This is a genomic window from Streptomyces sp. NPDC104814 (assembly GCF_055583185.1).
Genome location: NZ_JBVJOL010000001.1, coordinates 1,935,322 through 1,961,680, shown reverse-complemented (window position 1 = coordinate 1,961,680; position 26,359 = coordinate 1,935,322). Strand labels below are relative to the sequence as shown.

Sequence of the window (26,359 nt, the reverse complement as noted above, 5' to 3'; positions counted from 1 at the left end):
CTTAACAAATTCAGCCCGAGGTCGGGAGCGGCCCTTGCCCGACGGACATCCCGGCGGACAGGATGTGCGCGCTCACGCACAAGAGGGCCGCGATGGGCCAGGAGGGGCAAGCGGCAGGGCGTCGACCGTGGAACCCGACCTCGACTCCCCCGACCCCCTGGCCGTGTCCGCACACACACCTTTCCCATCGCCGCCCGGCAACAACGGCCCGCACCATCGCACCGTCGCTCCTCCGGCCTTCGCCCCGGCCGTGCTCACCGTCGGCCGGCGCCGTGGACCGCGACGCCACGGGCGGGACGGACGGGGAGTGGGCGCCGACGCCGCAGCCCTGCCCCAGCCGCAGGCCGCCCTCACCGCGCTTCCTTCCCGAGTGTGCGGGCTCCTTCTGGAAGCGCCGGGAATCCGTCGCAGCCGGCGGCCACGGACGGCGCCGACAGCACCCAGCTACCCGAACCGATCACCTCATCGAAGCGGCGGGCCACGCCGCGGCGGTCACGGCCACGGAATCTCCTTGGACGCCAGGTACGTCAGGCCTCGCTCTTCCCAGATCCGTGCATGGTGGGCCAGACGGCCCCGGTGGTCCGTCCACTGCGGCGCGCGGCCGGTCCACGCGGTCTGCGCCACGGACACGAGGCGCGGCAGCAGCAGTGTCGTCACGTCGTCGAACCCTGCGACCGACTCGCCGAAGAGTGTCGCCTCGATCCCCGCGATCCGCGCGTCGGGGATCGCGTGGGAGGCCGGGTCCCATGCGGCGGCATGACGGACCCCGCGCGGCCGGTACATGGGGAATCCCAGGCGGGCGGAAGCAGCCTGTTCAGGAGGCGTCACGTCCGCGGCGTAAGGACGGTCCAGGTAAAGGTGGGACTGGGGGGACAGCAGGCCGCTTTCTCCGTGCTCGGCATCCTGCCGGACGGCGGGCGGATCGGTGCCGGAAGCATCACGGTCAAGGGACAGGAAGTCGTCGGCCTGCCCGAGCGCGCCCATCGCGCCCTGCGAGGGGCCACCATGGCCTACGTCCCCCAGGAACCGATGAGCAACCTCGACCCCGCCTTCACCATCGGCAGCCAGCTCATGGAACCCATGCGCCACGTCCTCGGCGTCTCCCGCCGGGAAGCGGCCCGCCGAGCCGCCGACCTGCTGCGTTTGGTGGAAATTCCCCACCCCGAGCGCACGCTGCGTCTTTACCCCCACGAGATCTCCGGAGGCATGGCCCAACGCGTCCTCATCGCCGGCGCGATGTCCTGCGACCCCGAACTCCTCATCGCCGACGAGCCGACCACCGCGCTCGACGTGCGCGTCCAAGCGGAGGTGCTCGACCTGCTGCGCCGTCTGCAGAAGGACCGCGGCCTGGGCGTACTCCTTGTCACCCACGACCTCGGCGTCGTGGCGGATCTGTGCGATCGCGTCGCCGTGATGAACGCCGGCCGGATCGTGGAGACCGGCACCACCGAACAGGTCCTCCACGCTCCCCGTGATCCCTACACCCGGACCCTGCTGGGAGCCGTCCTCGACGACGCACCGCCGAGGGCGCCCTGGCAAGCCAGAGAGACGAGGAGCGCCACCGCATGACCGCGATCGAAGCCACCACCGGGGACGCTCTGCTCCAAGTGCGGGACCTGCGGGTTTCCTTCCCCGGCAAGGGCTGGCGTGCTCCGCGCAACGAGGTCCTCAAGGGCGTGTCGTTCGACATCCGACCGGGGGAAACCCTCGGGCTGGTCGGCGAATCCGGCTCGGGCAAAACCACCATCGGCCGTGCGGTCCTCGGGCTGGTCCCGGTCCGGTCGGGCACCATCACCTTCGCCGGGGAGCGCATCGACCAGGCCCGTCCAGCCGTCCGCCGCCGGCTGAGCCGTGACCTGCAGGTCGTCTTCCAGGACCCGTACACCTCGCTGAACCCCTCCCTCACCATCGGGGACACGCTCGCCGAACCCCTGCTCGGGCACGGCATGAGCGCCAAGGAGGCGCGGGACCGGGTCGGCGACCTGCTCGCTCGCGTCCGCCTCCCCGCCGACGCTGCGGCCCGCCTGCCCCGCGAGTTCTCCGGCGGGCAGCGTCAACGCGTCGCCATCGCCCGGGCGCTGGCTCTGCGGCCCCGACTCGTCATCTGTGACGAGCCGGTGTCCGCCCTCGATCTCACCACCCAGCGAACCGTTCTCGACCTGCTCCTGGAAATCCAGGAGGAGACCGGGATCGCCTACCTCTTCGTCACGCACGACCTGTCGGTGGTGCGCTTCATGAGCCACCGGGTCGCGGTGATCCACCACGGGAACATCGTGGAGGCCGGCGAAGCCCTCACCGTCACCACCGCACCGCTGCACGACTACACCCGGGCCCTGATGCTCTCCGCCCCGGTGGCGAACGTCGCCGAGCAGCGCCGGCGCAGGGAGTCCTCCCGCGGATCGTGCAATCCCTGAGGGAGGGGGCTGCCGAGGACGCCGGGGCGCCGGCCGATGGGGCTCCGGTGGCGGTGGCCGCCTGCCAAGAGCAGGCCTCGCGGCCGACAGAACCACGCGCCTGGGCTGCCAGGTTCCCTATTGCTACTCGACTGCCCGGGCGATGACAGCCAAGCGGTGGGTGGGGGCCTGCTGAGGAGTGCGGTGAGGCCCACTCCGCGTCCTGCCGTCCGGCGAGGCCGGGCGGCGGCCACGGGTCGCCCGAGGCCAGCTGAACGGGGGAAGTACCTCGCCGATCGGGTGTGGCGGCTGCGGGAGGGATCACCGGTTCGTCATCCTCCAGACATGTCGCCCGAGGCCTAAGGAGTGAACGGATGCCGAAGGTGTCCAAGCAGTCAGCAACGACGGTTCAGGAGTTCGGCCCGGTGACCGACCGCCGGGAGGAGATGAACGGCTACACGGTGGAGTTCGTTTCTTTCGGCGCCGACTCCGACCTCGACGGACCACTTCAGGCGCTCCCCGGCGGAATGTGTCATTGCCCGCACTGGGGTTACGTCATCGCTGGACGCATGCGCTTCGCCTTCGAGGACCACGAGGAGGTGTACGAAGCCGGTGACGCCTTTTACCAACCGCCGGGCCACCGGCCGTACGTCGACGCCGGCACCGAACTGCTCCAGTTCAGCCCCACCGACCAACTGGCGAGGACCGAGCAGGCGATCGTCGACTGGATGAGTCGGCAAAACGGTACGCCATAGCCACCACTCGCTGGAACATCACGCCGTAGCCGCCACCCGCTGGGCAGCCGCGGCAGCACCCACAATCCGGGACACAGGACCGGTGTCAGGCAGCGCAGCTGCACCGCTCGGCTCGCCAGGAGTGCCCCGCCGCGCGGGCCCGGTCGTCCGGGCTCGCGCGTTCCTACGTCCTGGGCGCGCCGCGCGGGCGTCCCCGGCCGGAGGGCGGTGGTGAAGGCTGTGCGCGTCGGGGACGGACTCGGAAGCCGGTGGGGGTGTCGCCCGTGCGGTGGCGGAAGAATCTGGCGAAGGCCGTCGCGCTGGGAAAGCCCAGGCGTTCGGCGATGGAGGCCGCGGGGAGATCCGTGTGCAGCAGCATGCGGCGCGCCTCCAGCAGGACCCGGTCGTCGACGAAGCGTTTGGCGCCGAGTCCGACGGCCGCCTGGGTGACGCGACTGAGGTTGCGCACGCTGTAGCCGAGCCGGGCCGCGTAGTCCTCCACGCGGTGGGTGTGGGTGAAGTGGTCCTCGACGGCCTGGTGGAAGCGGTGGAAGGCTTCGCTGCCCGCCGCCGGCGCCCGCGGTGTGGCCGGCAGATGGGTCAGCCGCAGCAGGAGGACCGCGAGCAGATGGCGGACCACCTGGGCATGCGCTTCCAGGGGCAGCAGTCCGAGCTGACGGTACTCGTCGGTGAGCATGGCCAGGGTCTGGCGTACCGAGGTGTCGGCGTCGGCCGCCAGAGTGACCGGCAGACGCCACGCCCGCTGGTCGAGTCCGATGGCCGTGACCGCGTCCGCTCCCAGCGCGTGGGCCATGAACAGCACCGCCGTCCCCTGGGTCTCCAGGCTGCCCGCGCCGAGCTGGAGCACCTGCCCGGGGCGCACCCACAGCCAACTGCCGCTGGTCACCAGGCATTCGGTGTCGTCGACGGCGCACACCAGGTGCCCGGTGTGCACGGTGAACAGCAGATGGAAGGCGGGCCGCATCGGATCGAACCGGCCGTCCGCGGGGCGGGCCGCACGCTCCAGGAGCTCCGGCAGGTCGACCACCTGCACACCGGGGAGGCTTCCCGGCCGGTGGGGGAAGGCCAGCTGCGGAATCCCTGTCATAGGTGACTGCACGTCTCCTTTTGCACATCACGTGGCGACTTTTCTGCCCGGATCGACCGGGTCCGATGCCTAGAGTCTAAGAAGTCCCAGGTCAGGAGCCAATCGGGCATGCGGTCCGCTCTCATGGACGCATGGCCGAACTTGTCCTGCCCGCGACCTGGGCCGCAGGAAACGAGTGAGAGACGAGGTGGTCCGATGCGGCTGATCGTGGGGATGACCGGCGCGACCGGCGCTGTTCTGGGGGTCCGGCTGCTGGAGGTGCTGCGGGGCCTGACGGAGGTGGAGACGCATCTGGTGCTCAGCCGCTGGGCCCGTACCACCATCGAGCTGGAGACCGGCCGCTCGGTCCGCGAGGTGTCGGATCTCGCCGACGTGGTCCACAATCCCTCCGATCAGGGGGCGGCGATCTCCTCGGGTTCCTTCCGCACCGACGGCATGGTCATCGTGCCGTGCAGCATGAAGACCCTCGCGGGCGTGCGCGCCGGCTATGCCGAGGGCCTCGTGGGCCGGGCGGCCGACGTGGTGCTCAAGGAACGCAGGCCCCTGGTGCTCGTGCCGCGTGAGACCCCGCTCAGCGAGATCCATCTGGAGAACATGCTCGCCCTGGCCAGGATGGGCGTGCGCATCGTGCCGCCGATGCCCGCCTTCTACAACCACCCGGCCTCCGTCGACGACATCGTCGACCACCTCGTCTGCCGCGTCCTCGACCAGTTCGACCTGACCGTTCCGCAGGCCCGTCGCTGGGACGGCATGCGCGAGGCCCGCCGCCGGGCCCCGGCGGCCTGACCGCGCCGGCGGAGCGCTTGAGTCACCGATCCCGTACGTCCGTCATCACCAGGAGAGATCTCATGCCCCAGCACGGCCCGGCACTGAATTTCCGGGACTTCGTCGATGAACTGCTGCGCCGCGAGGACGCCGTACGGATCGACAGGACCGTGGATCCGCATCTGGAGGTCGGTGCGGTGACCCGCCGGGTCTACGAGACGCACGCCCCCGCGCCGCTGTTCACCTCGCTGTCCTCGGGCTCCGCCGGGATGCGGATCCTCGGCGCTCCGGCGGGCCTGAGCAGCGCCCAGGGCGGCGCCCACGGCAGGCTCGCCGCGCACTTCGGCCTGCCCGGCCACAGCACGCCGCGGGACATTGTGGAGAAGCTGGTGGCAGCGATGCACGCCGACCCGGTGCCGCCACGGATCGTGCCGACCGGGCCGTGCAAGCAGAACATCCTGCTCGGTGAGGACGTCGACCTTGAGGTGCTGCCCGTGCCGCTGCTGCACCAGGAGGACGGGGGCCGTTACCTGGGCACGTACGGCTTCCATGTGGTGCAGAGCCCCGACGGCACGTGGACGAGCTGGTCCGTGGCCCGCACCATGCTGCACGACCGCAGGACGCTGGTCGGACCGGCCATGGCCCAGCAGCACGTCGGCATGATCCGCGACATGTGGCGCGCGCAGGGCGAGCCCACGCCGTGGGCCATGGTCCTGGGCGCGCCTCCGGCGGCGCTGGCGGCCGCGGGCATGCCGCTACCGGCCCGGGTGAACGAGGACGGCTACGTGGGCGCACTCACCGGCACCGGCGTCGAGGTCGTACGGACGGAGACGAACGGCCTGTACGTGCCGGCCAACGCGGAGATCGTGCTGGAGGGGTACATCAGCGCCGACGAGACCCTGCCCGAGGGGCCGATGGGCGAGTATCACGGCTACGCGTTCTCCGACAGCAAGCCCCAGCCGGTGTTCCATGTGGAAGCGATGACCTTCCGCGACCAGGCCGTCCTGCCGGTGTGCGTGGCGGGTCTGCCGCCGGAGGAGAACCACACGATCTGGGGCACGATGATCGCCGCGGAGGCCACGGACGTGCTGCGCTCGGCCGGACTGCCGGTCGACCTGGCGTGGTGCTCGTACGAGGCGGCGACCTGCTGGATGGTGGTCTCCGTCGACCGGCGCCGGCTGGCAGCCCGCGACACCACGGAGGCGGAGCTGGTCCAGGACGTGGCGAAGGTGCTGTTCGACTCGCATGCCGGCTGGCTGGTGCCCAAGGTGATCCTGGTCGGCTCCGACATCGACATCACCGACATCGGCCAGGTCGCCTGGGCTCTGGCGACTCGCTACCGGCCCGGCACCGAGTACACCTTCCCCGACGCCCCCGGGATCCCCATGGTCCCCTACCTCACCGCGGAACAGGTCCGCACGGGCCGGGGCGGCAAGTCGGTGCTCAGCTGCCTGCGACCGGAGGAGTTCGGCGGAAAACTTCGTGGTACGACCGCCTCGTTCGCGACCTCCTATCCGCGGGAGCTGCAGCAGAGGGTGCGCGACAACTGGGTTGCCTACGGATACCGCTGACGACGCCGGCCGACGACCTCGGCGGGTGGATCGTCACCGGCGGCGGTGAGGCTCACACCCGGAGCTGGTGGCACCGGCCCGTCTCATCCCCAGTGCCGGCACGCCGCCATGTGCGGAAGTGCGCCCCGCCGGCTGCGAGAGCAGGCGAGGCGCGGCGGCACCGCGGTCAGAAGCAGGTGCTCGGGGACTCCACCCAGGACGATGTGTACGTACCGTTGGTGAACCATATGCGGGTGTAGTAGCAGTTCCCCGCAGCGCCCAGGTGCGTCGGATCCTTGAAGTCCTGGGGCACATAGTCGTAGGTGGTCGGGGAGACGACACCGCCGGTGACCGGCGCGTCGAAGTAGATCGGTTCCCCGGACAGGTACCACGGCTTCCAGCCGACTTGCAGCCAGATGCGAACGTCGGTCTGAGGGCTCTTCGCGTGGCCGAAGATGTCGCTGTAAACGCCCCCGGTCACCCCGTTGCACGGCTGCAGCTGGACGCCGTAGGGGTAGAAGCCCTCTGGCGTCATGGCGCGGCACGGGTTGGCCACGGAGGCACTGGACGGTGCTGCGGTGCCGATTGTGAGGCCGGCGACGGCTGCGGCGATGGCGGCGATCGTGGTCATGGCGTGACGTGCTCGTTCGATCAGCATGATCTCCCCCTGTGGGTGACTGAAGCACGACCGCGAGGGACTATTCCACCAATAACCGGACGTGTACATGCTCAATTCCTGACAACGAGTAACCAGCGCCTGATCACCGGAGCCGGACTGGTCATCCAGGCCGGAGCCTGGCAGGTCACCACGGCGGCGGACAGCGTTGGCCACACCTGGCCTGACTGAATGGCTCTGCTGACCCCACGTCAGCGGCGTTCCGCCTCAGCGCGAGCCACCTCGGCGTCGTACTGGCTCGCGTCGAAATGGAGTTCCGGCGGAGGGTGGGGCGCAGGGGTGTGCGTCGCCCACGGAACTTCCCAGTCGGACCACTGAACGATGTCCCCGAACCGCTGGACAACCTTGTTCTTCACGCGGCCATGCCGCCGGCCACCGCCGACAGCGCCGCGCGGCGCCTGAGTCGTACGTCCGGAACCGAGGGGAACCCCGGCCGCCCGAACGGCTGGGGTTCCCGCAAACATGAGTGTCGGTCAGCAGGTGGAAGGGGTCCGGGGAGGTCAGCGGCGCAGGGTGAGGACACCCGGCCGCCATGGCAGCTGGTCGTAGGGGCCGCCCGCGGTGGGGGACTTGCCCTGGTAGAGGAGCTGCAGGTTGCAGGGGTCGATGGTCATGGTCTGGTCGGGGTTGTTGCGGACCAGGTCACCGTGGCTGATGTCGTCGGTCCAGGTGGCACCGCTGTTGGCCTTGCCCGCGAAGGGGTTGCTCTCGCTCGCGGCCTGCGGGGTCCACGAGCCGCTCAGGCTGGAGGCCGTGAAGGAGCGGAAGTAGCGCTGCTCATTCGCACCCCGAGCCTCGACGATCATGAGGTACTGGTTCTGGCCCTGAACCTTGTAGACCTGCGGAGCCTCGAACAGGTTCTTCACCGTGTCGCTCATGACCGTCGTGTACGACGAGCCGAAGTTGCCCGGGAAGTTCCCGATCGGCATGCTCGCCCGGTAGATCTTGCCGTTGTCACCGGCAAAGAACAGGTACATGTTCTGGCCGTCACCGATCAGGGTCTGGTCGATCGGGCCGGTGCCGGAGTCGGGAAGGCTCCCGGTGAACAGGGGCTGCGGAGCCGACCAGCCGTTGGGGTTGGTGGGGTCGCTCGACGTGCGGTAGACGAAGGGAGACGCACCCCACTGGTAGGCCAGCACCCAGATGTTCTTGGGCGCGAAGTAGAACAGCGTGGGTGCCACCGCGGCCTGGCTCATCCCGGTCTGGCCGGCCGACGCCATGTCCGACCAGTTCGTGAAGGGACTGAACGCCATCGAGCCGTAGGACGATCCCGACACGTTGGACGCGTAGACCAGGTGCTTGCCGTTGTAGACGACGTCGGTGAAGTCCTTCAGCGCCGCCCACCCGTTCGCCGGCTGTGCCAGGACACCCGTCGACGTCCACCGGTACGTCGACGGAAGGGAACACGTGCCCGGCGTGGTCCCGGTCAGGCCGGTCCACTTCTGGCCGTTGCCGCCGTTGCACGTCCCGATCTGCACCGTCGTACCGTTGGCCGTACCGGAACCCGCGGCCTCGAGACACAGCCCGGACTCCATGCCGACGACCGTGCCGTCGGAGTTCACCTGCCACTGCTGGTTCGCACCACCCGAGCAGGACCAGATCTGCACGCGGGTACCCGGCAGGGTGGCGTGACCGGGAACGTCCAGGCACTTGTTGCCGTACACGGTCAGCTGATGGGCATCCGTCAGCGTCCACTGCTGATTCGTCCCACCCCAGCAGTCGTAGAGCTGCAGGTACGTGCCGTTGTCCTGGGCGGCGCCCGGCACGTCGAGACACCGGTTCGAACCGACACCGCGCAAGGCGCCGCTGGTGGCCGCCTGAGCCGGGGTGACGGCAAGCATCGCCGCCACCGCGGCCAGGACCGCGATCACGGCGGCGAGCACCGCAGACGTGTGCCTGCGGCTGAGCATTCCTGTGTGCATGGGGGCTTCCTCAACCTAGAGGGGCGATTCCGGCACGCTGTTTGGCAAGGTCATGACATGCACCTGCATGCGACACGACCCCTGCGGCTTTGCGTTCGAGGCGGTGCTGTCGGAGCTGCCACACAGAGGACGACGCATTGGGTGTTCGATATAACGAACGCAAGTCGAGGTGTCGAGCATCTGAATGATAGGCAACCCGTGAAGGGCGTCAACCGCTCACGCATGATTCGCCGTCAACTCCGAAATGAGTGAGGTTACCTGCGCGCGAGACGACACCCATCGACAGTCACCTTGCCGGCGTGCGGGACCACCCGATCAGACCCCGCTCCGGTTCCACGACTGACAGCACAAAGACCGTCAGGAGGCACACCTCACCGTTTGCCGATCCCGAATGTTTCGACATAGCGGTTGAAACTTTATTGGCGATGAGTATTGACGATGCGTCACCGTCACCTCAATCATTTCTGCCGGAGCAACCGGCCACAGGTCGGCATCCCGAACCCGCACGGGCCTTGGGCAGCCCGTGCCGCACGGCAGACCCCCGCACAACCGCACCATCCGCACACCAGCACACCGAGGTGTCCGGTCATCCCGTGCTGCCCGGACTCCGGCCTGCCGCGTCCGTTCCCCTGCCGCACGGCAGCGCAGGACGCAGCACCCCTGCGCTTCAGTCCTTCCGTGATTCCCCCTTGGAGGCACAGTGATGGGCTCGTACGCCCTTCCCCGGTCCGTTGTCCGCCGCCGGACCCGCGGCCCGTTATTGACGCTGGTCATCGGCGTCCTCGTCGCGGCCGCCGCACTGGTCGCGCCGCCGGCGGCACAGGCCGCCGAGAGCACGCTCGGCGCCGCGGCGGCGCAGAACGGCCGCTACTTCGGCACCGCCATCGCCTCGGGCAGGCTGGGTGACTCGACATACACGTCGATCGCGGCCCGTGAGTTCAACATGGTGACGGCCGAGAACGAGATGAAGATCGACGCCACCGAACCGCAGCGCGGCCAGTTCAACTTCACCGCCGCCGACCGCGTCTACAACTGGGCGGTGCAGAACGGCAAGCAGGTGCGGGGCCACACCCTGGCCTGGCACTCCCAGCAGCCCGGCTGGATGCAGAGCCTCAGCGGTAGCCAGCTGCGCCAGGCGATGATCGACCACATCAATGGCGTGATGGGCCACTACAAGGGCAAGATCGCGCAGTGGGACGTCGTGAACGAGGCCTTCGCCGACGGCAGTTCGGGAGGCCGCCGCGACTCCAACCTGCAACGCACCGGCAACGACTGGATCGAGGTCGCCTTCCGCACCGCGCGCGCCGCCGACCCGTCGGCCAAGCTCTGTTACAACGACTACAACATCGAGGACTGGACCTGGGCCAAGACCCAGGGCGTGTACGCCATGGTCCGGGACTTCAAGCAGCGCGGTGTGCCGATCGACTGCGTCGGCTTCCAGTCGCACTTCAACAGCGGCAGCCCCTACAACAGCAACTTCCGCACCACCCTGCAGAACTTCGCCGCGCTCGGCGTCGACGTGGCCATCACCGAACTCGACATCCAGGGCGCCCCGTCCTCGACCTACGCCGCCGTCACCAACGACTGCCTGGCCGTCGCGCGCTGCCTCGGCATCACCGTCTGGGGGGTACGCGACACCGACTCCTGGCGCTCGGGTGACACGCCGCTGCTGTTCAACGGCGACGGCAGCAAGAAGCCGGCCTACACCGCCGTACTCAACGCGCTCAACGGCGGCTCCACCACGCCCCCTGCGGGTTCCGGGCAGATCAAGGGTGTCGGTTCGGGTCGTTGCCTGGACGTGCCGAGCGCCAGTACCACCGACGGCACCCAGCTTCAGCTGTGGGACTGCCACAACGGCACCAACCAGCAGTGGACGTACAGCGGCGCCGGCGAGCTGAGGGTCTACGGCGACAAGTGCCTGGACGCCGCGGGCACCGGCAACGGCGCGAAAGTGCAGATCTACAGCTGCTGGGGTGGCGACAACCAGAAGTGGCGCCTCAACTCCGACGGTTCCATCGTCGGCGTCCAGTCCGGCCTCTGCCTCGACGCCGTCGCAGGCGGAACCGCCAACGGCACCCTGATCCAGCTCTATTCCTGCTCGAACGGCAGCAATCAACACTGGACCCGTACCTGACGGCACCTCCCACGAACGACGGCTCGCATCGATGACGACCCACGGTGCGCTCTCTCCCGCGCCGCCAGGGAGACGTCGCTGACGGATTCCGGGCCGCCGCCGTCCTGGCGGCGGCCCACGCCACCGGCATGCCCACGGCGGCACATCCGGCACCATGCGGAACCGGAGGTGAGGAGCCGGGATCAGCCCCTCGGCGCGCAGCCCATCTCGGCCGCCTGCGCCCAGCCCGCGGACCTCGTATGGTTCACGTGGGAGGGGAACTGACTTTGGCACGCAGGACGAGGTCCGCCGGCAGTGCCGTGGCGGCCGTCCTGGGCGGGCTCCTCGCGGGCTGCGCCTCGGGCGGCGGACATGGCTATCAGGCCGATTACAGCGATCACCAGCCGCTGCATGTCGTCGGCTACCCGTCCGCGGGAAGCCTGGAGGCCGTGCAGAAGGCCGTGTGGCGGCTCGCGGACGGGGACACCGAGGGACTGGCCGCACTGGGCATCGACGACAAGGACGCCGACGCGACGGCCCGCAACTGGGTCAGGTCGTTCGGCACGGCGGCCAAAGGCGAGGTGACGGCGGATTTCTACGACGAGGGATCGGTACGGCAAGTGGTCGTGCTGTACTTCGCCAGAACCGGCCAGATGAAGGAGATCGAGACCCGCGTCGGCGAGGGCGACGCCTGGGGACTGACCCTCGCCGAACCCGACCCCGACCAGGCATCCGCCAGGCCGAAGTGGGCCCCGGCGAAGCCGGGCGCCACCGGCTCCCGCACGCCGGGCACGCGGCCGAACAACTGACGCTCACGACGTACAGGGCCGGCTGCGGCGACCGCGTAAACGGCGGCGGGTGGAAGCCGCCGAAACCCGCCCTGCCTGGCCGCAGCAGCCGCTATCCCCAGCGGCTGCACTTCTGCGGGTCGTACCAGTTTTCCTTCCCGAGGCAGACCCGCACCAGCACGCGATTCTTCTTCCGGTACGTGAAGCTCACCGGCTTCGCGGTCCCCTTGGGGCAAGCCCTCGCGCCGGCGCTGTACACGGTGCCGTCCACCCAGACCTGGGCCTTGGCGCAATATCCGTCGGCCTTGGTGTCCTCCACATACCCGGACACCTTGCCGCTGTAAGGCCCGCGGCCCGTCCATGAGATGTCCATGTTGCCGAACGCGCCGCTGGTGGACACCTTGGCGTTGCGAACTGCTTGAGCGCTCGCGGTGTCCGCGCTCGCCGACGGTGCGATGGCTGCCGTAGCCGTGATCAGCGCCAGGGTGCTCCCTGCCACCAGTGCCTTCCGCAGATCCATGTTTCCTCCCCGATATGTGGTGAAGCACGAAGCTACGGCCGTAGCCGGGAAAGGGCATTCACCGCAGGGTTGGTGTCCACCTACCGCGTACGGTGGAGCGGCGCCACGTGTACATCCAGTGCGGTAGGTGGGTGGGTGCGGCTCAGCCGACGTCCGCATCGGCCGGCCGGGAAGCGCCCGACGCTCCGGTGGGCAACCACCGCGTCCCTGCTGCAGCCGTCGAGCCGTGGATGTGCTAACGGTGTTCGGGGTTCTCGTAGTCGTGGCGGCAGCCGGCGTCCCAGGCGGTGCGCTGGTTGCCGTAGGCGGGGATGCCCCCAAGGTCCTTCAGCGCCCGGGCCAGGTGCAGGAGGTTCCATGTCATGAAGGTGGTGTTGCGGTTGGTGAAGTCATTCTCCGGGCCGCCCGAGCCGGGGTCGAGGTAGGAGGGGCCGGGCCCGGCCTCGCCGATCCATCCGGCATCCGCCTGGGGCGGGATGGTGTACCCCAGGTGCTGCAGGCTGTAGAGGACGTTCATGGCGCAGTGCTTGACGCCGTCCTCGTTGCCCGTGACCAGGCAGCCACCGACACGGCCGTAGTAGGCATACTGACCCGCTTCGTTGAGCAGGCTGGAGCAGGCGTAGAGGCGCTCGATGACCCGCTTGGTCACGGAACTGTTGTCACCCAGCCAGATCGGGCCCGCGAGGACCAGGATGTCGGCGGCCATCACCTGCCGGTACAGGTCGGGCCAGGCGTCCCTCTCCCAGCCGTGCTCCGTCATGTCGGGCCACACACCGGTGGCGATGTCGTGGTCCACCGCGCGTACGACATCGACGTGCACTCCCTGGGCGTCCATGATCGCGGTGCTCCGGTCGATCAGGCCCTGAGTGTTGCTGGTCTCCGGGGAACGCTTGAGGGTGCAGTTGATCACCAGGGCCCGCAGATCGTCGTAGCGGGCCGGCGGCGTGTCGGTGGCGGGCGACGAAACGGTCACACGGTCCTCCCAGACCCTCTGCGCGGCACAACGTTCGCCGGCGCGCGTCCACATCCGGCCTCAGCTTGCAGGCAGCCCGCCGCGGTCGCCATCGCAGTGCCTCCGAACGGTTCCGGCATCCGGCGTCGGACGCCGCACGGGAACCTGCCTTGACTCACAGTCGCGGGCCGGGCTCGGGGTGGTGCTGGGGACTTCGGACATCGGTGACGGTCCCGGTCTCGGCGATGCGTGTCGCTCCAGGTCACCGTGGGCGCACAAGCCCCGCTGTAGCGCAGTCGTCAGTGAGCGGGACGCCCGCGATGCTTCCGATCATCTGGCTTTCGGCCAGGCGCATTCCGTGGGCCTGGCCATGACGTGCCAGTGTGGGCGTCAGGCGAGCAGCCGTCGCTTCTGTTCCTCGAACTCGGCCTCCGTGAGGATGCCTTGTGCCTTGAGCTCACCGAGTTGCTTGAGCTGGTCGATCTTGCCGGTCATGTCGTCGGCTGGGGGCGCCGCCGGTTCGGGCGGAGGCGCCGGATAGGCTTGCTGGTAACCCTGGGGCTCCTGGTAGACGGGCTGTTGGGCTGTCTGGGCGGCCCAGCGGCCCTGCTGCCGGCGGGACACCCGGTTGGAGACCGCGGTCGCCGTGCCCGCGACCACGGCAGTGCGGGCAATTCCGCGAAGAAGTCCGGGCATGGTGATCGCCTCTCACCCGGTCGATGGAAGACTCCGTGTCCATTGGACCATTGCCCTGTCCGGAGGGCATCTCGATGGCGCCCGCGCGTCAGCGGCCTGCTTCTATGAGCTGCTCACGTGCGGTACGACGAGATCAGGACACGGGGCCGGCGGTACGGTGCCGTGTTCCCGCGCCTGTACATCACGTCACGACGCGGCCTCGGCCGCTTCGAGGGAAGCGAGGATGGCCTGAACGGGCAGGCGTCCCGAGGCGACCAACTGTGCGCCGCCGCGGCGCAGAGCGGTGGCGAAAGGTGCCGCCCACAGGTTCTCGTAGATCAGCAGGCCGGCTGAGCTGCCCGGCTCGATCGCCGAGGCGGCCTCCTCCACGTCGTCCTGACCCAACAGGCCAGAGCGCGCGCCTTCGAAGACGGCGAGGTCGTGCGGTCCGCCACCGGTGATGTCGGAGATCTCCAAAGCGATCACCGAGCCGTCCTCGTTCTTCTTGACGAACAGCAGGTCCAGGATTCGGATGATGCCCCTCTCCACCAGGTCGACCAGCAGTGGGAAACCCTCACCCGTCCGGTGATCGTTCGGAAACTCCACCACCACGTAGTCGATGGGTCCCATTTCGTCCAGTTGCTCGCTCATGGCGATCACCTCTGTACGTGTGAGCCCTCTGTACATTGCAGCACCGGCGATGTACAGGCGCACCCCGTGTCACTCCGCCGGTGCGGTCGTCGTCCGCGCATCCTGGGCCGTCGTCTGGGCCCACCCGTACCAGCCTCCCCTGCCCTCCGGCGGTTCCTCGGCGGACGGGCCCGCGCCCGGCACTCCGTCGCTGCGGTTGCGCTCTTCCTTCGGGTGACCGATGGGGAGGGCAGACCGGACCGGGCAAGCGGCACCACGTCTCCGAGTTACATGACGGAGAGGGTGTCGGATCAGGACAGCCTCGCGCAGCTCTGCCTCCGCGGCCCGCTCGTCATGCCCCCGGCATCCCTTGGCCACTCGTCCGGTCGGCCCCGCGTTCGCCGAACGCCGGAATGCGGGGGCCCTGCGGCAGCCGCTGGCTGAGGACGAAGGACGCAACCGCGGCAAGCACCACCAGCGCCACTGTTTCCACGTTGCCCAGCAACAGCACGACCAGGACGACACCGCTGACGGGCAGCCGCAGGGCAGCGGTCACGGAGGCTGCCATCCCGATCGCCATGGCCGGCACCAGCCCGAGACCCGGCAGCGGTGCCAGCAGGACTCCGGCAGCACCTCCCAGGAACAGCGCGGGGAACACCGGACCACCGCGAAGGCTGCCCAGACACAGCGTGTAGGCAAGGCCCTTGAAGACCAGTACCGCGACGAGGGCGCCCACCGGCCAGGCGTGCGGATCATGCGCCAGGCCGGACAGCGCCGACTCCCCCGACAGAGCGGCCTCCGCCGGTGAACGGCCGGTGACGAGCGCGTAGAGCGTGACACAGCCCGCCGCGCCCAGCGCGCACACCACGGTGTTCCGTACGATGCGGCTCGCCACGAAACGCGCGGCGAATCGCCCGCAGACGAAGACCCAGTGGACGACAAAGGCAATCGCGGGCGCCAGCACCAGCACCCAGAGCACGTCCGCCCCGTCGAGGGGTGGTGGCTTGGGCAGGCCGATGTTCAAGCTCCCGGTCTCGAAGCCGGTCCAGTGAACGAACCCGGTGAAGATCAGGTCTCCCACACCGCTGGCCAGCAGAGCCGGCAGCATCACCGCGAACAGTTGTGGGCCGCCCACCCCCGCCACTTCCATCAGGAGTACGGCGCCCACCACGGGATTGCCGAAAAGCGCCGAGATGGCTGCCGCCGACCCGGCGGCACCGAGCAGAGCCGTGCTCGCTTCGGTCCGCGGCACCCGGACGAGACTCGCGAAGAGCAACGCCAGTCCACCGCCCAGCGCGATCAGCGGAGCCTCGGGGCCCAGGACGGCACCGAGCGGCAGACCGACCAGCGCGGCGATCACGACGCCCGGCAGCGCCCCTTTCGTGACCCCGCCCGCATGCAGCCCGCCCGCCGGAATGTGTCCGCCCCGGCCGGGAAGGCGTGCGACCACCAGGGCGACCACAAACCCGGCCGGCGTCAGCAGGGGAAGCCCCCACCACCAGGGAGCCTGCCGCCATCCCATGTCCTTGGGCCAGTCCGTCCAGATCAGCTGTTCCAGCTGGTGCACCGCCACGAGGAACCAGAAAGCGGCCAGCGCCACTGGAACACCGATCAGTCCACAGAACACCAGCGCCCTGCGGTACTCGGGTCGGCCGAGCATGGTCCGCAGCAGGTCGGCTTCCGGAGGCTGACTTCCCGAGACGATCCCGGAGCCGCTCTCCGACGTCGTTCCGGCGATGGGTCCTCCTGAGTCCTGTGCGACGCATGTGGCCGCGTCACTGTGAACACCTGATGCGCCATGGCCACATATCGGGTTGAACATACCTACAGCGGGAGCTGCATGCTCGTCGTCCTGCTTCTGGCGAGGCGGCTCGGCCCCGCCTGGCCGCCTGGTCCGCAGGGCGGTGAGCGGCAGTGACGACGGACGGCACGACGCCGTGCCACGGGCATGGCGGATGAGCCTGTCCGATCGCGTGGAAGCCGACCGTGTGTGCTCCCCCGCCAGGCGGGTGAGGTGCAAGGCGGCCCTTGCGGCTGTGGTGGCAGCCGCGGCCCGGGCCGACTGCGCAGCGCCCGTGTGACCAGGTCCTGAGGGCGCGGGCTGTGGGTGAAGGTCGGGGCCCCGCGTTGCGGGCAGGGTGTCAGCCGGTCAGGGCGGCGAGGGTGTCGTCCAGGTCGGTGGCCTTGGGCTGGTTGTGGGGGAGCTTGGCCAGGATTTCGGCCATGCCGCAGGTGTTGGTGAGGGCAGAGAAGACCAGGCCGCCGGCGACGCCCGCGGCAAGCCAGCGGCCGGCACGGCAGCGTTCTCCGGTGATCAGGCCGGTCAGGACCAGTGATCCGGCGGCGAGGCGGACCTGGCGGTCCATGGCCCAGGGAGTGCGGGTGCCGGCCGGGCGGTGGGTGTCGTGGCCGAGTTGCGTCCAGGCCGTGGTACCGCCGGTGAGAGTGGCGGCGGTGATGCCCTGGTCGGCGAGGCGCCGGCATGCCTGGGCGGAGCGGGCGCCGGAGGCGCACACGAGGAGGAGGTCGCCGCGCTCTGCGGCGGCCTTCAGCGCGGCCAGGGCGGCATCGAGGCGGTCGAGGGGGATGTTGTGGGCGCCGGGCAGGTGGCCGGAGGCGTATTCGCCGGGGGTGCGCACGTCGATGACGGTCAGCTCGTGCAGGCGGGCGTGGGCCTGTTCGGCAGTGAGGGCGGTGAGCGCGGTGAGGGGTGCCACAGGGATTTTTCCTTGCTCGGTTCGGGTTACCCCTTCGATAGGATACCCAAGGGGGTATCTCGAAGGAGTGTGGACTGTGGAACTGGCGATGGCGGCCGAGGAACTGAAGACGGTGGTCAACCGACTGCGCCGAGCGCAGGGCCAGATCGCCGGTGTGATCAAGATGATCGAGGAGGGGCGGGACTGCGAGGACGTCGTCACCCAGCTCGCCGCGGCGTCCCGGGCCCTGGACAAGGCCGGTTTCGCGATCATCGCCACCGGTCTGCAGCACTGCCTGACCGACGCGGACATGGCCGCCTCCGGCGACCGGGAGCAGATGCGCACCCGGTTGGAGAAACTGTTCCTGTCTCTGGCCTGAGCCATGGTGTGCCGCGACGCCCGATCATCCGTCTGATGCTCGTGATTCTCAGGTGAGGGCGTCGACGAGCATGAAGGCGGCCACGGCCAGCAGCACGACGGCGAAGGTGCGCTGCAGCAGGGTGCCGGTGACCTTGGCCGCCAGACGTTTGCCGTCCCAGGCGCCCAGGATCGCGGCCCCGGTGAAGGGGCCGATCACCGCCCAGTTGACGCCGGCAGTGGTGGCTCCGCGGGTGACCAGGGAAGCCAGCGAGTTCGCCGAGATGACCAGCAGGCTGGTGCCGACGGCAGCCTGCATCTCGAACGCCAGCACGGTGACCAGGGCCGGGACGGCGAGGAAGCCTCCCCCGACCCCGAGCAGACCGGTCAGTGCGCCCAGCCCGGCGCCGGTTCCGGCGGCCCGGGCGGACCGCGCCGCGCCGGCCGCCTCTTTGGAGGCGGTGCGGCTGGGGCGCAGCATCCTGACGGCGGCGAGTGCGGCGATGGCAGCGAACGCGGCGGTCAGTACCGGCTGGGGCAGGCGCGATGCCATGGCTCCTGCCACGGCCGCGGGCAGAAGTCCGGCCGCGGCGAACAGGAAGCCGGCTTTCCAGCGGACGTTGCCGGTGCGGGCGTGGACGTACAGGGCGGTGAGCGAGGTGGCCGTGACGATGAGCAGGCTCGCGGTGGTCGCGGCGGCCGGTGTGAAGCCGAGCAGGTAGATCAGCGCCGGGACGGCCAGGACGCTGCCGCCCCCGCCGAGCGCGCCGAGCGCGAGCCCGACCGCGGCCCCCGCGATCAGGGCCAGGATCAGAGCACTCACGCTATGACGCCGTTGCTGCCGCTCGGACCGATGACCGGCAGGCCCGCACGCGCCCAGGCGGTCATGCCGCCAGTGACGTCCGTAGCCCGCACGCCGCGTCCGGCCAGCACCTTGGCAGCCTGCCGGGAGCGGTGTCCGGAGCGGCAGATCGTGACCACTGGCCTGCCCTGAGCGGCTGCCGGGAGCGACGCCCCGGCCACCAGACGGGAAAGGGGCAGGTGCAGTGCGTCGGGCGCGTGCCCGGCGTTCCACTCCGGCGTTTCGCGTACGTCCAGCAGGACGGCGGTGCGGTCACTGGTCTGCTGGTGGGCCGGCTGAGGGGTGAGGCGGCCAGGGCCGCGGCGGAGAAGCGAGAACATCGTGTGATCGCTTTCGTGCAGGGGAGCGGAAGGACGTGTCAGTCGGTGCCGTGGGGGCGGGTGAGGGTCACTCCCGCCTTGGTTGCGGCGTCGAAGGCGTCGTCGATTGCGATCACGTCGCGGCCGGCGGCGTCGAGCAGGGAGGCGGCGATCGCCGCGCGCATCCCGCCCGCGCAGTGCACCCACACCGTCCCGTCCGGCACCTCGCCGATGCGGCCGTGCAGCTCGGGGACGGGAATGTGGACGGAGCCGTCGATGTAGCCGCCCGCACGCTCCGCGTCCCGGCGTACGTCCAGAACGACCACGTCGTCGCCGTGCTCACGGACCTCGGCGAGCTGAGCGAACCGCGCGCGGGGGAAGGAGGCGAGCTGCTCGCCCTCGCGGATCCAGCCGGCCGGCTCGCCGGTGGCGGCGGCGGCCGGGCGGTCGATGCCCAGCCGCGCCAGCTCCCGCTGCGCGGCGGCGATCTGCTCGGGTGTGTCGGCGAGCAGAGTGACGGGCTTGCCCCACGGGATCAGCCAGGCCAGGTAGGTGGCGAGCTTGCCCTCGCCCTCGAAGTTGAACGACCCGGCCACATGCCCCGCGGCGAAGGCCATGCGGCTGCGCAGGTCCACCACCCACTCCCCCGCGGCCAGCCGGGAGGCGATCTCCTCGGCGTCCGCCCGCCTCGGCGGGGTGAGGTCGACCGGCGCGGGACCTGCGGCGTTGGCCGGGCCCATGTGGGCGTAGTACGCGGGCACGTCGTCCAGCCCGGCGAGGATGCGGGCGACGAAGGTGTCCACGTCCAAGGTCAGCGCGTCGTTGGTCTTGCGCTCCGTGCCGATCGTGGTCGCGTCCCCCTCGGCCTGGGACGAGGAGCAGAAGCTGCCGAAGCCGTGGGTGGGCAGCACCTGCACCTCGTCGTCCAACTCGTCGGCCAGTCGGCGCGCGGAGGCGTGCTGGGCTCGGGCCAGCTGCTCGGTCAGCCGCGGCTCGACCAGGTCGGGGCGGCCCACGGTGCCGATGAGCAGCGATCCGCCGGTGAAGGCCGCGACACCGCGCCCGTCCTCGGTGAGGACGTAGGAGGTGTGGTGCGGGGTGTGTCCGGGAGTGGCGATCGCGCGCAGCACCAGCCCGTCGTCGACCGTCACGGTCTCGCCGTCGGCGACCGGGGTACGGGGGAACGACACATGCGCCCCGGCCGGCACCAGGTACTGGGCACCGGTGACTCGCGCCAGCTCCGGACCGCCGGTGACGTAGTCGTTGTGCACATGAGTCTCGGCCACCCAGGCGATGCGCACCCCGCGTCGGGCCGCTGCCGCAATGACCTGGTCGATGTCCCGCGGCGGATCCACGACCACCGCGGCACCGGCTCCGCCGGCCAGGTAACTGCGATTGCCCAGGCCCTCGAACTCCAGGGTGTCGACGAAGAACACGACTCATGACTCCTCTCGGACGCTGTACCCCGGGGGGTATCTGACACCCACAGTAACAGCTATACCCAGGGGGGTATTCCGGAGGCAAGAAGTCGGGCCCGGGTTTCTGGCGAGGGGTTCCTGGCGGCCGAGCCGAGCTGGGGCCGTGCGTCGGTCGCGGGCCGGGCAAGGGGCGACCTGATGCGTTGCGGCTGTGCGGCAGTGTGGGTGGTCGGAGACGTCCTTGGAGGCGTGTGAGACCGGTGGGGGAAGCTGACGAATCCCTCAGGGGGACGTCAGTGACCCCGTGGGGGCGGACGGTAGCCCGTCCGCCCCCAGGCCCCCCGGTGCGGCGGTCTTCGGTGGGCTAGCGGTGGCGGATGCGCGGCGGCTTGCTCAGGCAGCCCGCCACAGGGCCGGCACGGCCGGCGGCTCCCAGCCCGGCTGCGCGGTGTGCGGCTGGAGGCAGACGTAGGCGCGGCCGGCGTACGTGACCCGGTCACCCGCCCGGTAGGCGGTGCCCACCGCCCAGGTCCCCGCCGGCGGTGGGGTGGGGCCGGGCCCGGGTTCCTGCGCGACGTCCAGGACGAAGTCGAACGCCGCCTCCCGGCCGCCGCCCCCGTCCCGTACGGTCATCAGCAGCCGCGGGTCGAAGATCGTGTCGGTGTTGTTGCGTGGCTCGTTCGGGAAGTAGAGCTGCGTGGTCAGGACCGGACGGCCGGGCGCCTGCAACTTGACGTGCAGATGGCGCGTACGGCCGGGATACAGGCCCGGCACGATGGTGGTCAGCGCGAAGGAGCCGCGGGAGTCGGTGAACTGGTGCCCGCGCAGCCTGAAGCCCGAGTTGTCGTAGGCGCCGTTCGCGTCGGCCTGCCAGAAGTCCAGCAGGACGCCGGCCAGCGGAAGGCAGGCGCGGCCGAAGACGTAGCCGCTCACCGTGAGCGGGGTGCCGGGCATGCCGGGCTCCAGCAGACTGGTGCGCTGCGGCGAGTTCGGTTTGAAGTAGGGGCCCTCTATCTGCTCCGGGGTCGGGTGGTCGCCGTCGTCGCAGGACGGCGTGAGGGCCGGAGCCGTACCGCTCGCCGCCGCGGTGCGGGCGAGAGCCGGGCCGCCGACCAGGGCAACGGGGATCGCGGCGGTGGCGGCGAGCGCCGCGCGCAGCACCGTCTTGCGGCGCACGAGCCGGGGGGATCCGGCCTCGCTGTCGGCTCCGGGGTCGTCCTGGCCCGCGCCGTGCCTGCCTGCTCCGTCCATGTCTCCTCCTCGTGGGGGACGGTGGGCAACGAAACTAGGCGGGCCCGGACGGAGCTTCGAGGGACTGATGGTGGCGGTCGTGGTGTTTTCGGAAGGCTCCCGGACTGCTTCCCGTCTCGCGCCGGAAGAACCGGCCGAAGTAGGCGGGGTCGCTGAACCCGGTGCGCGCGGCGACCTGCCTGACCGACAACCGGCTGTGGGCCAGCAGCTGTTGTGCCTGGTACACCCGCGCCTCGATCAGCAGCCTGCCGGGCGGGCGGCCGGTGGCGGCCCGCACCGCCTGAGTGAGGTACCCGGGCGTGACCCCCAGCCGGCCGGCGCACTGCTGCACGCTCCACCCCGCCGCCTCGGAACGGGCGATGAGTTCCGTGAATGCCTCCGCCACGGCGGCCGCACGGCCTTGCGCACGCGGCCCGGCGCCGTGTCCGGCCGGGCCGGGGAGCCGGGCGGCGCGCAGGACGAGTACGTGCAGCAGGGACCGCAGCACGCTTTCGAATCCCGCCGCGCGCTGACGGTGTTCCGCGACCAGTTCGGCGAACAGGCGCCCGATCGCCCGGTCGTGCTCCGGACGCAACGCGAACAAGCACCGGGTCCCGAGCTCCCGCAGCACCTCGCGGTCGCCGGGGTGGTCCACCAGGAAGTCGTCGGTGAACAGCGCAAGCGACCCCTCCGGGCCCCGGCCGCCCTCCCAGTGGTGCACCTGACCGGGCAGGATCACGGCCAGCTGCGGAGGGCGTACCTGCCAGCGGGCGAGATCGACGACATGGGTACCCGAACCGGCGGTGATGTGCACTATCTCGTAGAAGGTGTGCCGGTGCGGCCGGTCCCACCGGGAGAGCGGACCCACCTCCTCGAAGGAGCCCACGGCGAACGGCGGGGCGCCCGGTGTGGCCACCTCCAGCCGGTGCAGCGCCACGTCCCCCGCGCCGGGGGGCAGGCTCGGAACTCCTGGTAAGACCGTGGTGCTGCGCATCGGGCGCACTCCTTCCTGGGGCACCGGCCGGATCGGGCACATCCGTTCCCCCTCTGGTCTGAACCAACCCCTTGCCCCTCGCCGCTGTGCGTCGCAAGCTCCCTGCATGGAGCTGGAGTTGCGGCATCTCAAAACCATCCGGGCCATCGCCGACGCGGGCAGCCTGACCAGGGCGGCCACGGCGCTCGGCCTCGCCCAGCCCGCCCTCAGCGCGCAGCTGAGACGCATCGAACGGGCTCTGGGCGGGGCCCTGTTCGAACGCGGCCGGCACGGCGTCCGCACCACGCCCCTCGGTGAGCTGGTCCTGGAACGCACCCGGATCGTGCTGCCCGCGGTGAGCGAACTCCAGCAGGAGGCCGCTCGGTTCGCCCGGACCCGGCGGGTCGGACAGCGACTGCGTCTCGGCGCCACCCACGGACCGCTGCTGGGGGCGCTGGTGGACCGGCTGGCCGACGCCGCACCCGGCACCACCGTGACCACCTGCGCCTCCTGGTCGGAGCGACAACTGGCGGAACTGCTGGCCGAGGGACGCCTGGACTTCGCACTCACCGGCACTTGCGGTACCGCCCCGCCGCCGGACCCGCCGCACCTCGTCTGGGAGGACATAGCCGTCGACCCCGTCTTCGTCATGCTCGCCGACGGTCATGGGCTGGCCCACGAGCGGGAGATCGACCTGGCCGCGCTGGCCGGCGAGGAATGGGCCTGCGTCCCTGGCGACGGCTGTTTCGCGGACTGCTTCACCGCGGCCTGCGCCCGCGCCGGCTTCACCCCGCGACGCATGTACGAGACGGACACCGCATCGTGCGTGCACCTGGTGCAGGTGGGCCGGGCGGTGGGGCTGTGCCGGGCCACGTTCCCGCCGACACCCGGTCTCGCGATCCGTCCGCTCGTCGGGGCGCCCCTGATGTGGCGTCACCTGCTCGGTCGTGACCCCGCCGGACAGCGGCAGGAGATCGCGGACACCGTGCTGACCCAGGCCCGCGAGGCGCACGCGGGCGCGGCGGCCCGCAGCGACAGCTATGCGCACTGGCTCGCGCAGCGCCGTCCCGCACCGGACGCCGTGCCCCGGCCGACACCGGACCCCACGTCCTGCCCCGTACCGGCGACGGCGCCCACGACGGCGCCCCCACCGGCACCGGCGACGGCGTCCCGAGCGGCTTCCATAACGCGCGGGCAGGGGGTCGGCTGACGTCTTACGGAGCGAGGCGGAGCCTTCCTACGGTGTCGCCACCCCACCGAACCCGAGGAGACCTCCCCATGCTCCAACGACAGCTCAGAGCCGCGTGCGCCGCAGCCGCGGCGGCGGGTGCCCTGCTCGTGGCCGGGCTCAGCGGCTCCGCGAGCGCCCTGCCGTCCCCTTCTCCCGCCGCACCTACGGCGGCCGAGACCCTGCGCACCGACGCGGCCACGCCCGGCCTCCTCGCCGCGCTCCAGCGGGACCTCCACCTGAACCGGCAGCAGGCGGACCGCCGGCTGGTCAACGAGGCCGAGGCGGGCGCCACCAACGGCCGGCTGCGTACCGTCGTGGGCGCGCACTACGCGGGCGCCTGGGTGAGCGGCACGCTGTCGGACACCCTGACGGTGGCCACGACCGATCCGGCCGACGTGCGCGCCATCCGGGCCCAGGGCGCCGACGCTGTGGTCGTGGACCACTCGCTGGCCGCGCTGGACGCCGCCAAGGCCCGCGTCGACCGGGCCGCCGAACACCACGGCACCACCGACGCGCCGGTCTGGTACGTGGACGTACACACCAACACGCTGACGGTGGAGGCGGTACGACCGCAGGCCGCCCGCTCCCTGCTCGACGCGGCGGGCGTCGACACCTCCCTCGCCCGGATCGTACGGTCCACCGAGCAGCCGCGCCCGCTCTACGACCTGCGCGGTGGCGACGCCTACTACATCGACAACAGCAGCCGCTGCTCGATCGGCTTCCCGGTGACCCGCGGCGCCCAGCAGGGGTTCGCCACGGCCGGCCACTGCGGACGCGCCGGCAGCAGCACCATCGGCTCCAACCGGGTCGCGCAGGGTACGTTCCAGGCGTCGGTCTTCCCCGGAAACGACATGGCGTGGGTGGCCACGAACGCCAACTGGACGGCGACACCGTACGTCAACGGCTCCAACGCGCAGGTCACGGGGTCCACACAGGCCGCGGTCGGCTCCTCCGTGTGCCGCTCCGGCTCCACGACCGGCTGGCATTGCGGCACGGTGCAGCAGCTCAACTCCAGCGTGACGTACCAGGAGGGCACCGTCGCGGGGGTCACCCGCACCTCGGTGTGCGCCGAACCGGGCGACTCGGGCGGCTCGTTCATCTCCGGCAGCCAGGCGCAGGGCGTCACCTCGGGCGGCTCGGGCAACTGCACGAGCGGCGGCACGACCTACTTCCAGCCGATCAACCCCATCCTCCAGAACTACGGCCTCACCCTGAAGACCACCGCCTCCGGCCCCGGGGACCCGGGCGACCCCGGCGACCCGGGCGGCACCTGGGCGGTCGGCACGGTCTACCAGGCGGGCGCGACTGTGACGTACGGCGGCGCCACCTACCGCTGCCTGCAGACCCATCAGGCCCAGCCCGGCTGGGAGCCCCCGAACACGCCGGCCCTGTGGCAGCGGGCGTGAGCGGCTGACCCGCCAGGCGAAAGGCGGCCCCGGCCCCTGAGACCGGGGCCGCCCCGCGCGTCCCGGCGCCGTCGAGCCAATAATCCCGGCAGAACGGAGGCTGTGCCCGAACTCCCAGTCTCCACACCCTCGCTTCCCCGTCTGGTGCCCACTCACGGGCGGATCGCGACGTTTCGCGCACTTACCGTTGTTTGGTCAGCATCCGCGCCGCTTGTGAGAAGCAGATCAACGCAAAGCCGAGGCCGACGGCCAAGTCTGCATCGCTCCTGCCCGTGTGGTCTCCCAGCAGAAGCCAACAACCTCCTGCAACGAGGAGAAGGGCTCCCGTTGCCAGCAAGCCGATCGTCAGTCTGCGGTCGTTCATCACGGGCCCCGCTCCTCGTCATTGTCGCGTCCCAACAGCCGGCCAGGAAAGTCAAACTCGCCAGTTGAACAAGCGTAGTAGTCAGGCACCCTTTCCGGTCGATGTCGCCCCTTGTTTCACCGGCGAAGTTCGGCGAGGCGACCGATGACCTTCTCCACGTCGGTCACGATGCCGGTGACGATCTCCTCGCAGGTGCGGACGGAGTCGATGAGGCCCTCGGCCTGGCCGGCCCACCACAGACCGTCGTCCATGTGCCCCTGCTCCAGCACCCGGGTGCGGCCCCGGACTCCGGAGGCCAACCCTCGCGGTGTTGTCGAACTCTCGGAAGACCAGCTGGGTGGCGTGTTCGTCGTTGGCGACGATCTACTCCTTGAGGTTGCGGTGCACCGGCGCCTCCTCGCTGGCGACGAAGCGGGTGCCCATGTTGATGGCGCTCGCCCCGAGCACGAGGGCGGCGGCCAGGCCGTCGCCGGTCGCGAAGCCGCCGCTGGCGATGACCGGGATGTCCAGCTTCCGCACGGCGGCAGGGATCAGGATCAGACCGGGGATGTCCTCGTTGCCCGAGTGCCCGGCGCACTCGAAGCCATCGATGCTGACGGCGTCCACGCCGAGACTCTGCGCCTTGAGGGCGTGCCGTACGGCCACCGCCCGGCGCTTCGGCCGCGGCGTTCATTCTGCTCGCCCTCGACGGGGCAGG

Annotated in this window: 26 protein-coding genes and 1 pseudogene; 10 read left to right on the top strand and 17 right to left on the bottom strand. The window is 70.4% G+C overall.

The genetic code is table 11. The features are described 5' to 3' along the window. Positions 1-492 precede the first annotated feature (492 nt). A complete protein-coding gene (locus tag ACZ64A_RS08235; RefSeq protein WP_469809099.1) occupies positions 493-876 on the bottom strand; it encodes a family 20 glycosylhydrolase in 384 nt (127 codons plus the stop codon). Here ACZ64A_RS08235 and ACZ64A_RS08230 point away from each other — a divergent pair. The 3 genes and pseudogenes from ACZ64A_RS08230 to ACZ64A_RS08220 all read left to right on the top strand — a co-directional run. Further along, positions 862-1,569: pseudogene (locus tag ACZ64A_RS08230) on the top strand (ABC transporter ATP-binding protein); the annotation flags it as partial. The gene ACZ64A_RS08235 and the pseudogene ACZ64A_RS08230 sit on opposite strands and share 15 nt — an antisense overlap. Beyond that, positions 1,566-2,414: an ATP-binding cassette domain-containing protein gene (locus ACZ64A_RS08225; protein ID WP_469808959.1), complete on the top strand. Its 849-nt coding sequence runs from the start codon at positions 1,566-1,568 to the stop codon at positions 2,412-2,414. The pseudogene ACZ64A_RS08230 and the gene ACZ64A_RS08225, both read left to right, overlap by 4 nt. A 353-nt stretch (positions 2,415-2,767) precedes the next feature. Beyond that, positions 2,768-3,148, top strand: coding sequence for a cupin domain-containing protein (locus ACZ64A_RS08220; protein WP_469808958.1), 381 nt, complete (start codon positions 2,768-2,770; stop codon positions 3,146-3,148). Positions 3,149-3,311: 163 nt separating this feature from the next. Here ACZ64A_RS08220 and ACZ64A_RS08215 read toward each other — a convergent pair whose 3' ends face one another. Then, positions 3,312-4,235 carry a helix-turn-helix transcriptional regulator gene (locus tag ACZ64A_RS08215; RefSeq protein WP_469808957.1) on the bottom strand — a complete coding sequence of 308 codons (924 nt, stop codon included), beginning with the start codon at positions 4,233-4,235 and terminating at the stop codon, positions 3,312-3,314. A 195-nt stretch (positions 4,236-4,430) separates the two neighbouring features. Between ACZ64A_RS08215 and ACZ64A_RS08210 the strand changes: the two genes are divergently transcribed. After that, positions 4,431-5,021 carry a non-oxidative hydroxyarylic acid decarboxylases subunit B gene (locus ACZ64A_RS08210; RefSeq protein WP_469808956.1) on the top strand — a complete coding sequence of 197 codons (591 nt, stop codon included), beginning with the start codon at positions 4,431-4,433 and terminating at the stop codon, positions 5,019-5,021. 62 nt (positions 5,022-5,083) lie between these two features. After that, positions 5,084-6,571 carry a UbiD family decarboxylase gene (locus ACZ64A_RS08205; protein WP_469808955.1) on the top strand — a complete coding sequence of 496 codons (1,488 nt, stop codon included), beginning with the start codon at positions 5,084-5,086 and terminating at the stop codon, positions 6,569-6,571. 166 nt (positions 6,572-6,737) lie between these two features. On the opposite strand, the gene ACZ64A_RS08200 is transcribed toward ACZ64A_RS08205, so the two are convergent. After that, on the bottom strand, positions 6,738-7,208 hold the full coding sequence (locus ACZ64A_RS08200) for a hypothetical protein (protein WP_469808954.1): 471 nt from the start codon (positions 7,206-7,208) through the stop codon (positions 6,738-6,740). A 518-nt stretch (positions 7,209-7,726) separates the two neighbouring features. Beyond that, a complete protein-coding gene (locus tag ACZ64A_RS08195; protein WP_469808953.1) occupies positions 7,727-9,148 on the bottom strand; it encodes a non-reducing end alpha-L-arabinofuranosidase family hydrolase in 1,422 nt (473 codons plus the stop codon). Between the two features lie 703 nt (positions 9,149-9,851). Between ACZ64A_RS08195 and ACZ64A_RS08190 the strand changes: the two genes are divergently transcribed. Together ACZ64A_RS08190 and ACZ64A_RS08185 are read left to right on the top strand one after the other, a co-directional pair. After that, entirely contained in the window at positions 9,852-11,282 is a 1,431-nt protein-coding gene (locus tag ACZ64A_RS08190; protein WP_469808952.1) for an endo-1,4-beta-xylanase, read from the top strand. Positions 11,283-11,548: 266 nt separating this feature from the next. Further along, positions 11,549-12,070, top strand: coding sequence for a hypothetical protein (locus ACZ64A_RS08185; protein WP_469808951.1), 522 nt, complete (start codon positions 11,549-11,551; stop codon positions 12,068-12,070). 91 nt (positions 12,071-12,161) lie between these two features. Here ACZ64A_RS08185 and ACZ64A_RS08180 read toward each other — a convergent pair whose 3' ends face one another. The 6 genes from ACZ64A_RS08180 to ACZ64A_RS08155 all read right to left on the bottom strand — a co-directional run bounded on the left by ACZ64A_RS08180 (position 12,162) and on the right by ACZ64A_RS08155 (position 17,543). Next, entirely contained in the window at positions 12,162-12,569 is a 408-nt protein-coding gene (locus ACZ64A_RS08180; RefSeq protein WP_469808950.1) for a hypothetical protein, read from the bottom strand. Positions 12,570-12,804: 235 nt separating this feature from the next. Beyond that, positions 12,805-13,542 (bottom strand): flavodoxin family protein, encoded by a 738-nt coding sequence (locus ACZ64A_RS08175; RefSeq protein ID WP_469808949.1) that lies wholly within the window; start codon positions 13,540-13,542, stop codon positions 12,805-12,807. 369 nt (positions 13,543-13,911) lie between these two features. Next, positions 13,912-14,217: an SHOCT domain-containing protein gene (locus ACZ64A_RS08170; protein WP_469808948.1), complete on the bottom strand. Its 306-nt coding sequence runs from the start codon at positions 14,215-14,217 to the stop codon at positions 13,912-13,914. Between the two features lie 186 nt (positions 14,218-14,403). After that, positions 14,404-14,847 carry a DUF6325 family protein gene (locus ACZ64A_RS08165; RefSeq protein ID WP_469808947.1) on the bottom strand — a complete coding sequence of 148 codons (444 nt, stop codon included), beginning with the start codon at positions 14,845-14,847 and terminating at the stop codon, positions 14,404-14,406. 331 nt (positions 14,848-15,178) lie between these two features. Further along, complete coding sequence (locus ACZ64A_RS08160; protein ID WP_469808945.1) at positions 15,179-16,486, bottom strand: chloride channel protein; 1,308 nt, start codon at positions 16,484-16,486, stop codon at positions 15,179-15,181. Positions 16,487-16,967: 481 nt separating this feature from the next. Further along, entirely contained in the window at positions 16,968-17,543 is a 576-nt protein-coding gene (locus tag ACZ64A_RS08155; protein ID WP_469808944.1) for a rhodanese-like domain-containing protein, read from the bottom strand. Between the two features lie 76 nt (positions 17,544-17,619). Between ACZ64A_RS08155 and ACZ64A_RS08150 the strand changes: the two genes are divergently transcribed. Further along, positions 17,620-17,901, top strand: coding sequence for a metal-sensitive transcriptional regulator (locus ACZ64A_RS08150; protein WP_010358257.1), 282 nt, complete (start codon positions 17,620-17,622; stop codon positions 17,899-17,901). A 48-nt stretch (positions 17,902-17,949) separates the two neighbouring features. Here ACZ64A_RS08150 and ACZ64A_RS08145 read toward each other — a convergent pair whose 3' ends face one another. The 5 genes from ACZ64A_RS08145 to ACZ64A_RS08125 all read right to left on the bottom strand — a co-directional run bounded on the left by ACZ64A_RS08145 (position 17,950) and on the right by ACZ64A_RS08125 (position 22,682). Then, the gene (locus ACZ64A_RS08145) at positions 17,950-18,702 is read right to left on the bottom strand and encodes a sulfite exporter TauE/SafE family protein (protein WP_469808943.1); all 753 of its coding nucleotides are present in this window, start codon (positions 18,700-18,702) and stop codon (positions 17,950-17,952) included. After that, on the bottom strand, positions 18,699-19,061 hold the full coding sequence (locus ACZ64A_RS08140) for a rhodanese-like domain-containing protein (protein WP_469808942.1): 363 nt from the start codon (positions 19,059-19,061) through the stop codon (positions 18,699-18,701). The genes ACZ64A_RS08145 and ACZ64A_RS08140 overlap by 4 nt, the downstream gene beginning before the upstream one ends. Positions 19,062-19,099: 38 nt before the next feature. Then, positions 19,100-20,476, bottom strand: coding sequence for an MBL fold metallo-hydrolase (locus ACZ64A_RS08135; RefSeq protein WP_469808941.1), 1,377 nt, complete (start codon positions 20,474-20,476; stop codon positions 19,100-19,102). Positions 20,477-20,851: 375 nt separating this feature from the next. Then, the gene (locus ACZ64A_RS08130; RefSeq protein WP_469808940.1) at positions 20,852-21,709 is read right to left on the bottom strand and encodes a dioxygenase family protein; all 858 of its coding nucleotides are present in this window, start codon (positions 21,707-21,709) and stop codon (positions 20,852-20,854) included. A gap of 34 nt (positions 21,710-21,743) precedes the next feature. Next, complete coding sequence (locus tag ACZ64A_RS08125; RefSeq protein WP_469808939.1) at positions 21,744-22,682, bottom strand: helix-turn-helix domain-containing protein; 939 nt, start codon at positions 22,680-22,682, stop codon at positions 21,744-21,746. A 106-nt stretch (positions 22,683-22,788) separates the two neighbouring features. On the opposite strand from ACZ64A_RS08125, the gene ACZ64A_RS08120 reads away from it, so the two are divergent. Continuing rightward, entirely contained in the window at positions 22,789-23,871 is a 1,083-nt protein-coding gene (locus ACZ64A_RS08120; RefSeq protein WP_469808938.1) for a LysR family transcriptional regulator, read from the top strand. A 68-nt stretch (positions 23,872-23,939) separates the two neighbouring features. Further along, the gene (locus ACZ64A_RS08115) at positions 23,940-25,298 is read left to right on the top strand and encodes a carbohydrate-binding protein (protein ID WP_469808937.1); all 1,359 of its coding nucleotides are present in this window, start codon (positions 23,940-23,942) and stop codon (positions 25,296-25,298) included. A gap of 480 nt (positions 25,299-25,778) precedes the next feature. On the opposite strand, the gene ACZ64A_RS08110 is transcribed toward ACZ64A_RS08115, so the two are convergent. Together ACZ64A_RS08110 and ACZ64A_RS08105 are read right to left on the bottom strand one after the other, a co-directional pair. Then, the gene (locus ACZ64A_RS08110; RefSeq protein ID WP_469808936.1) at positions 25,779-25,961 is read right to left on the bottom strand and encodes a hypothetical protein; all 183 of its coding nucleotides are present in this window, start codon (positions 25,959-25,961) and stop codon (positions 25,779-25,781) included. A 64-nt stretch (positions 25,962-26,025) separates the two neighbouring features. Continuing rightward, the gene (locus ACZ64A_RS08105) at positions 26,026-26,268 is read right to left on the bottom strand and encodes an NAD(P)H-dependent flavin oxidoreductase (protein ID WP_469808935.1); all 243 of its coding nucleotides are present in this window, start codon (positions 26,266-26,268) and stop codon (positions 26,026-26,028) included. Between the last annotated feature and the right edge of the window lie 91 nt (positions 26,269-26,359).

Coding starts and splice junctions, on each gene's coding strand:
- ACZ64A_RS08225 (WP_469808959.1), top strand. CDS start 1,566: ATGACCGCGATCGAAGCCACCACCGGGGACGCTCTGCTCCAAGTGCGG.
- ACZ64A_RS08220 (WP_469808958.1), top strand. CDS start 2,768: ATGCCGAAGGTGTCCAAGCAGTCAGCAACGACGGTTCAGGAGTTCGGC.
- ACZ64A_RS08215 (WP_469808957.1), bottom strand. CDS start 4,235: ATGACAGGGATTCCGCAGCTGGCCTTCCCCCACCGGCCGGGAAGCCTC.
- ACZ64A_RS08210 (WP_469808956.1), top strand. CDS start 4,431: ATGCGGCTGATCGTGGGGATGACCGGCGCGACCGGCGCTGTTCTGGGG.
- ACZ64A_RS08205 (WP_469808955.1), top strand. CDS start 5,084: ATGCCCCAGCACGGCCCGGCACTGAATTTCCGGGACTTCGTCGATGAA.
- ACZ64A_RS08200 (WP_469808954.1), bottom strand. CDS start 7,208: ATGCTGATCGAACGAGCACGTCACGCCATGACCACGATCGCCGCCATC.
- ACZ64A_RS08195 (WP_469808953.1), bottom strand. CDS start 9,148: ATGCACACAGGAATGCTCAGCCGCAGGCACACGTCTGCGGTGCTCGCC.
- ACZ64A_RS08190 (WP_469808952.1), top strand. CDS start 9,852: ATGGGCTCGTACGCCCTTCCCCGGTCCGTTGTCCGCCGCCGGACCCGC.
- ACZ64A_RS08180 (WP_469808950.1), bottom strand. CDS start 12,569: ATGGATCTGCGGAAGGCACTGGTGGCAGGGAGCACCCTGGCGCTGATC.
- ACZ64A_RS08170 (WP_469808948.1), bottom strand. CDS start 14,217: ATGCCCGGACTTCTTCGCGGAATTGCCCGCACTGCCGTGGTCGCGGGC.
- ACZ64A_RS08165 (WP_469808947.1), bottom strand. CDS start 14,847: ATGAGCGAGCAACTGGACGAAATGGGACCCATCGACTACGTGGTGGTG.
- ACZ64A_RS08160 (WP_469808945.1), bottom strand. CDS start 16,486: ATGCTCGGCCGACCCGAGTACCGCAGGGCGCTGGTGTTCTGTGGACTG.
- ACZ64A_RS08140 (WP_469808942.1), bottom strand. CDS start 19,061: ATGTTCTCGCTTCTCCGCCGCGGCCCTGGCCGCCTCACCCCTCAGCCG.
- ACZ64A_RS08130 (WP_469808940.1), bottom strand. CDS start 21,709: ATGGACGGAGCAGGCAGGCACGGCGCGGGCCAGGACGACCCCGGAGCC.
- ACZ64A_RS08125 (WP_469808939.1), bottom strand. CDS start 22,682: ATGCGCAGCACCACGGTCTTACCAGGAGTTCCGAGCCTGCCCCCCGGC.
- ACZ64A_RS08120 (WP_469808938.1), top strand. CDS start 22,789: ATGGAGCTGGAGTTGCGGCATCTCAAAACCATCCGGGCCATCGCCGAC.
- ACZ64A_RS08115 (WP_469808937.1), top strand. CDS start 23,940: ATGCTCCAACGACAGCTCAGAGCCGCGTGCGCCGCAGCCGCGGCGGCG.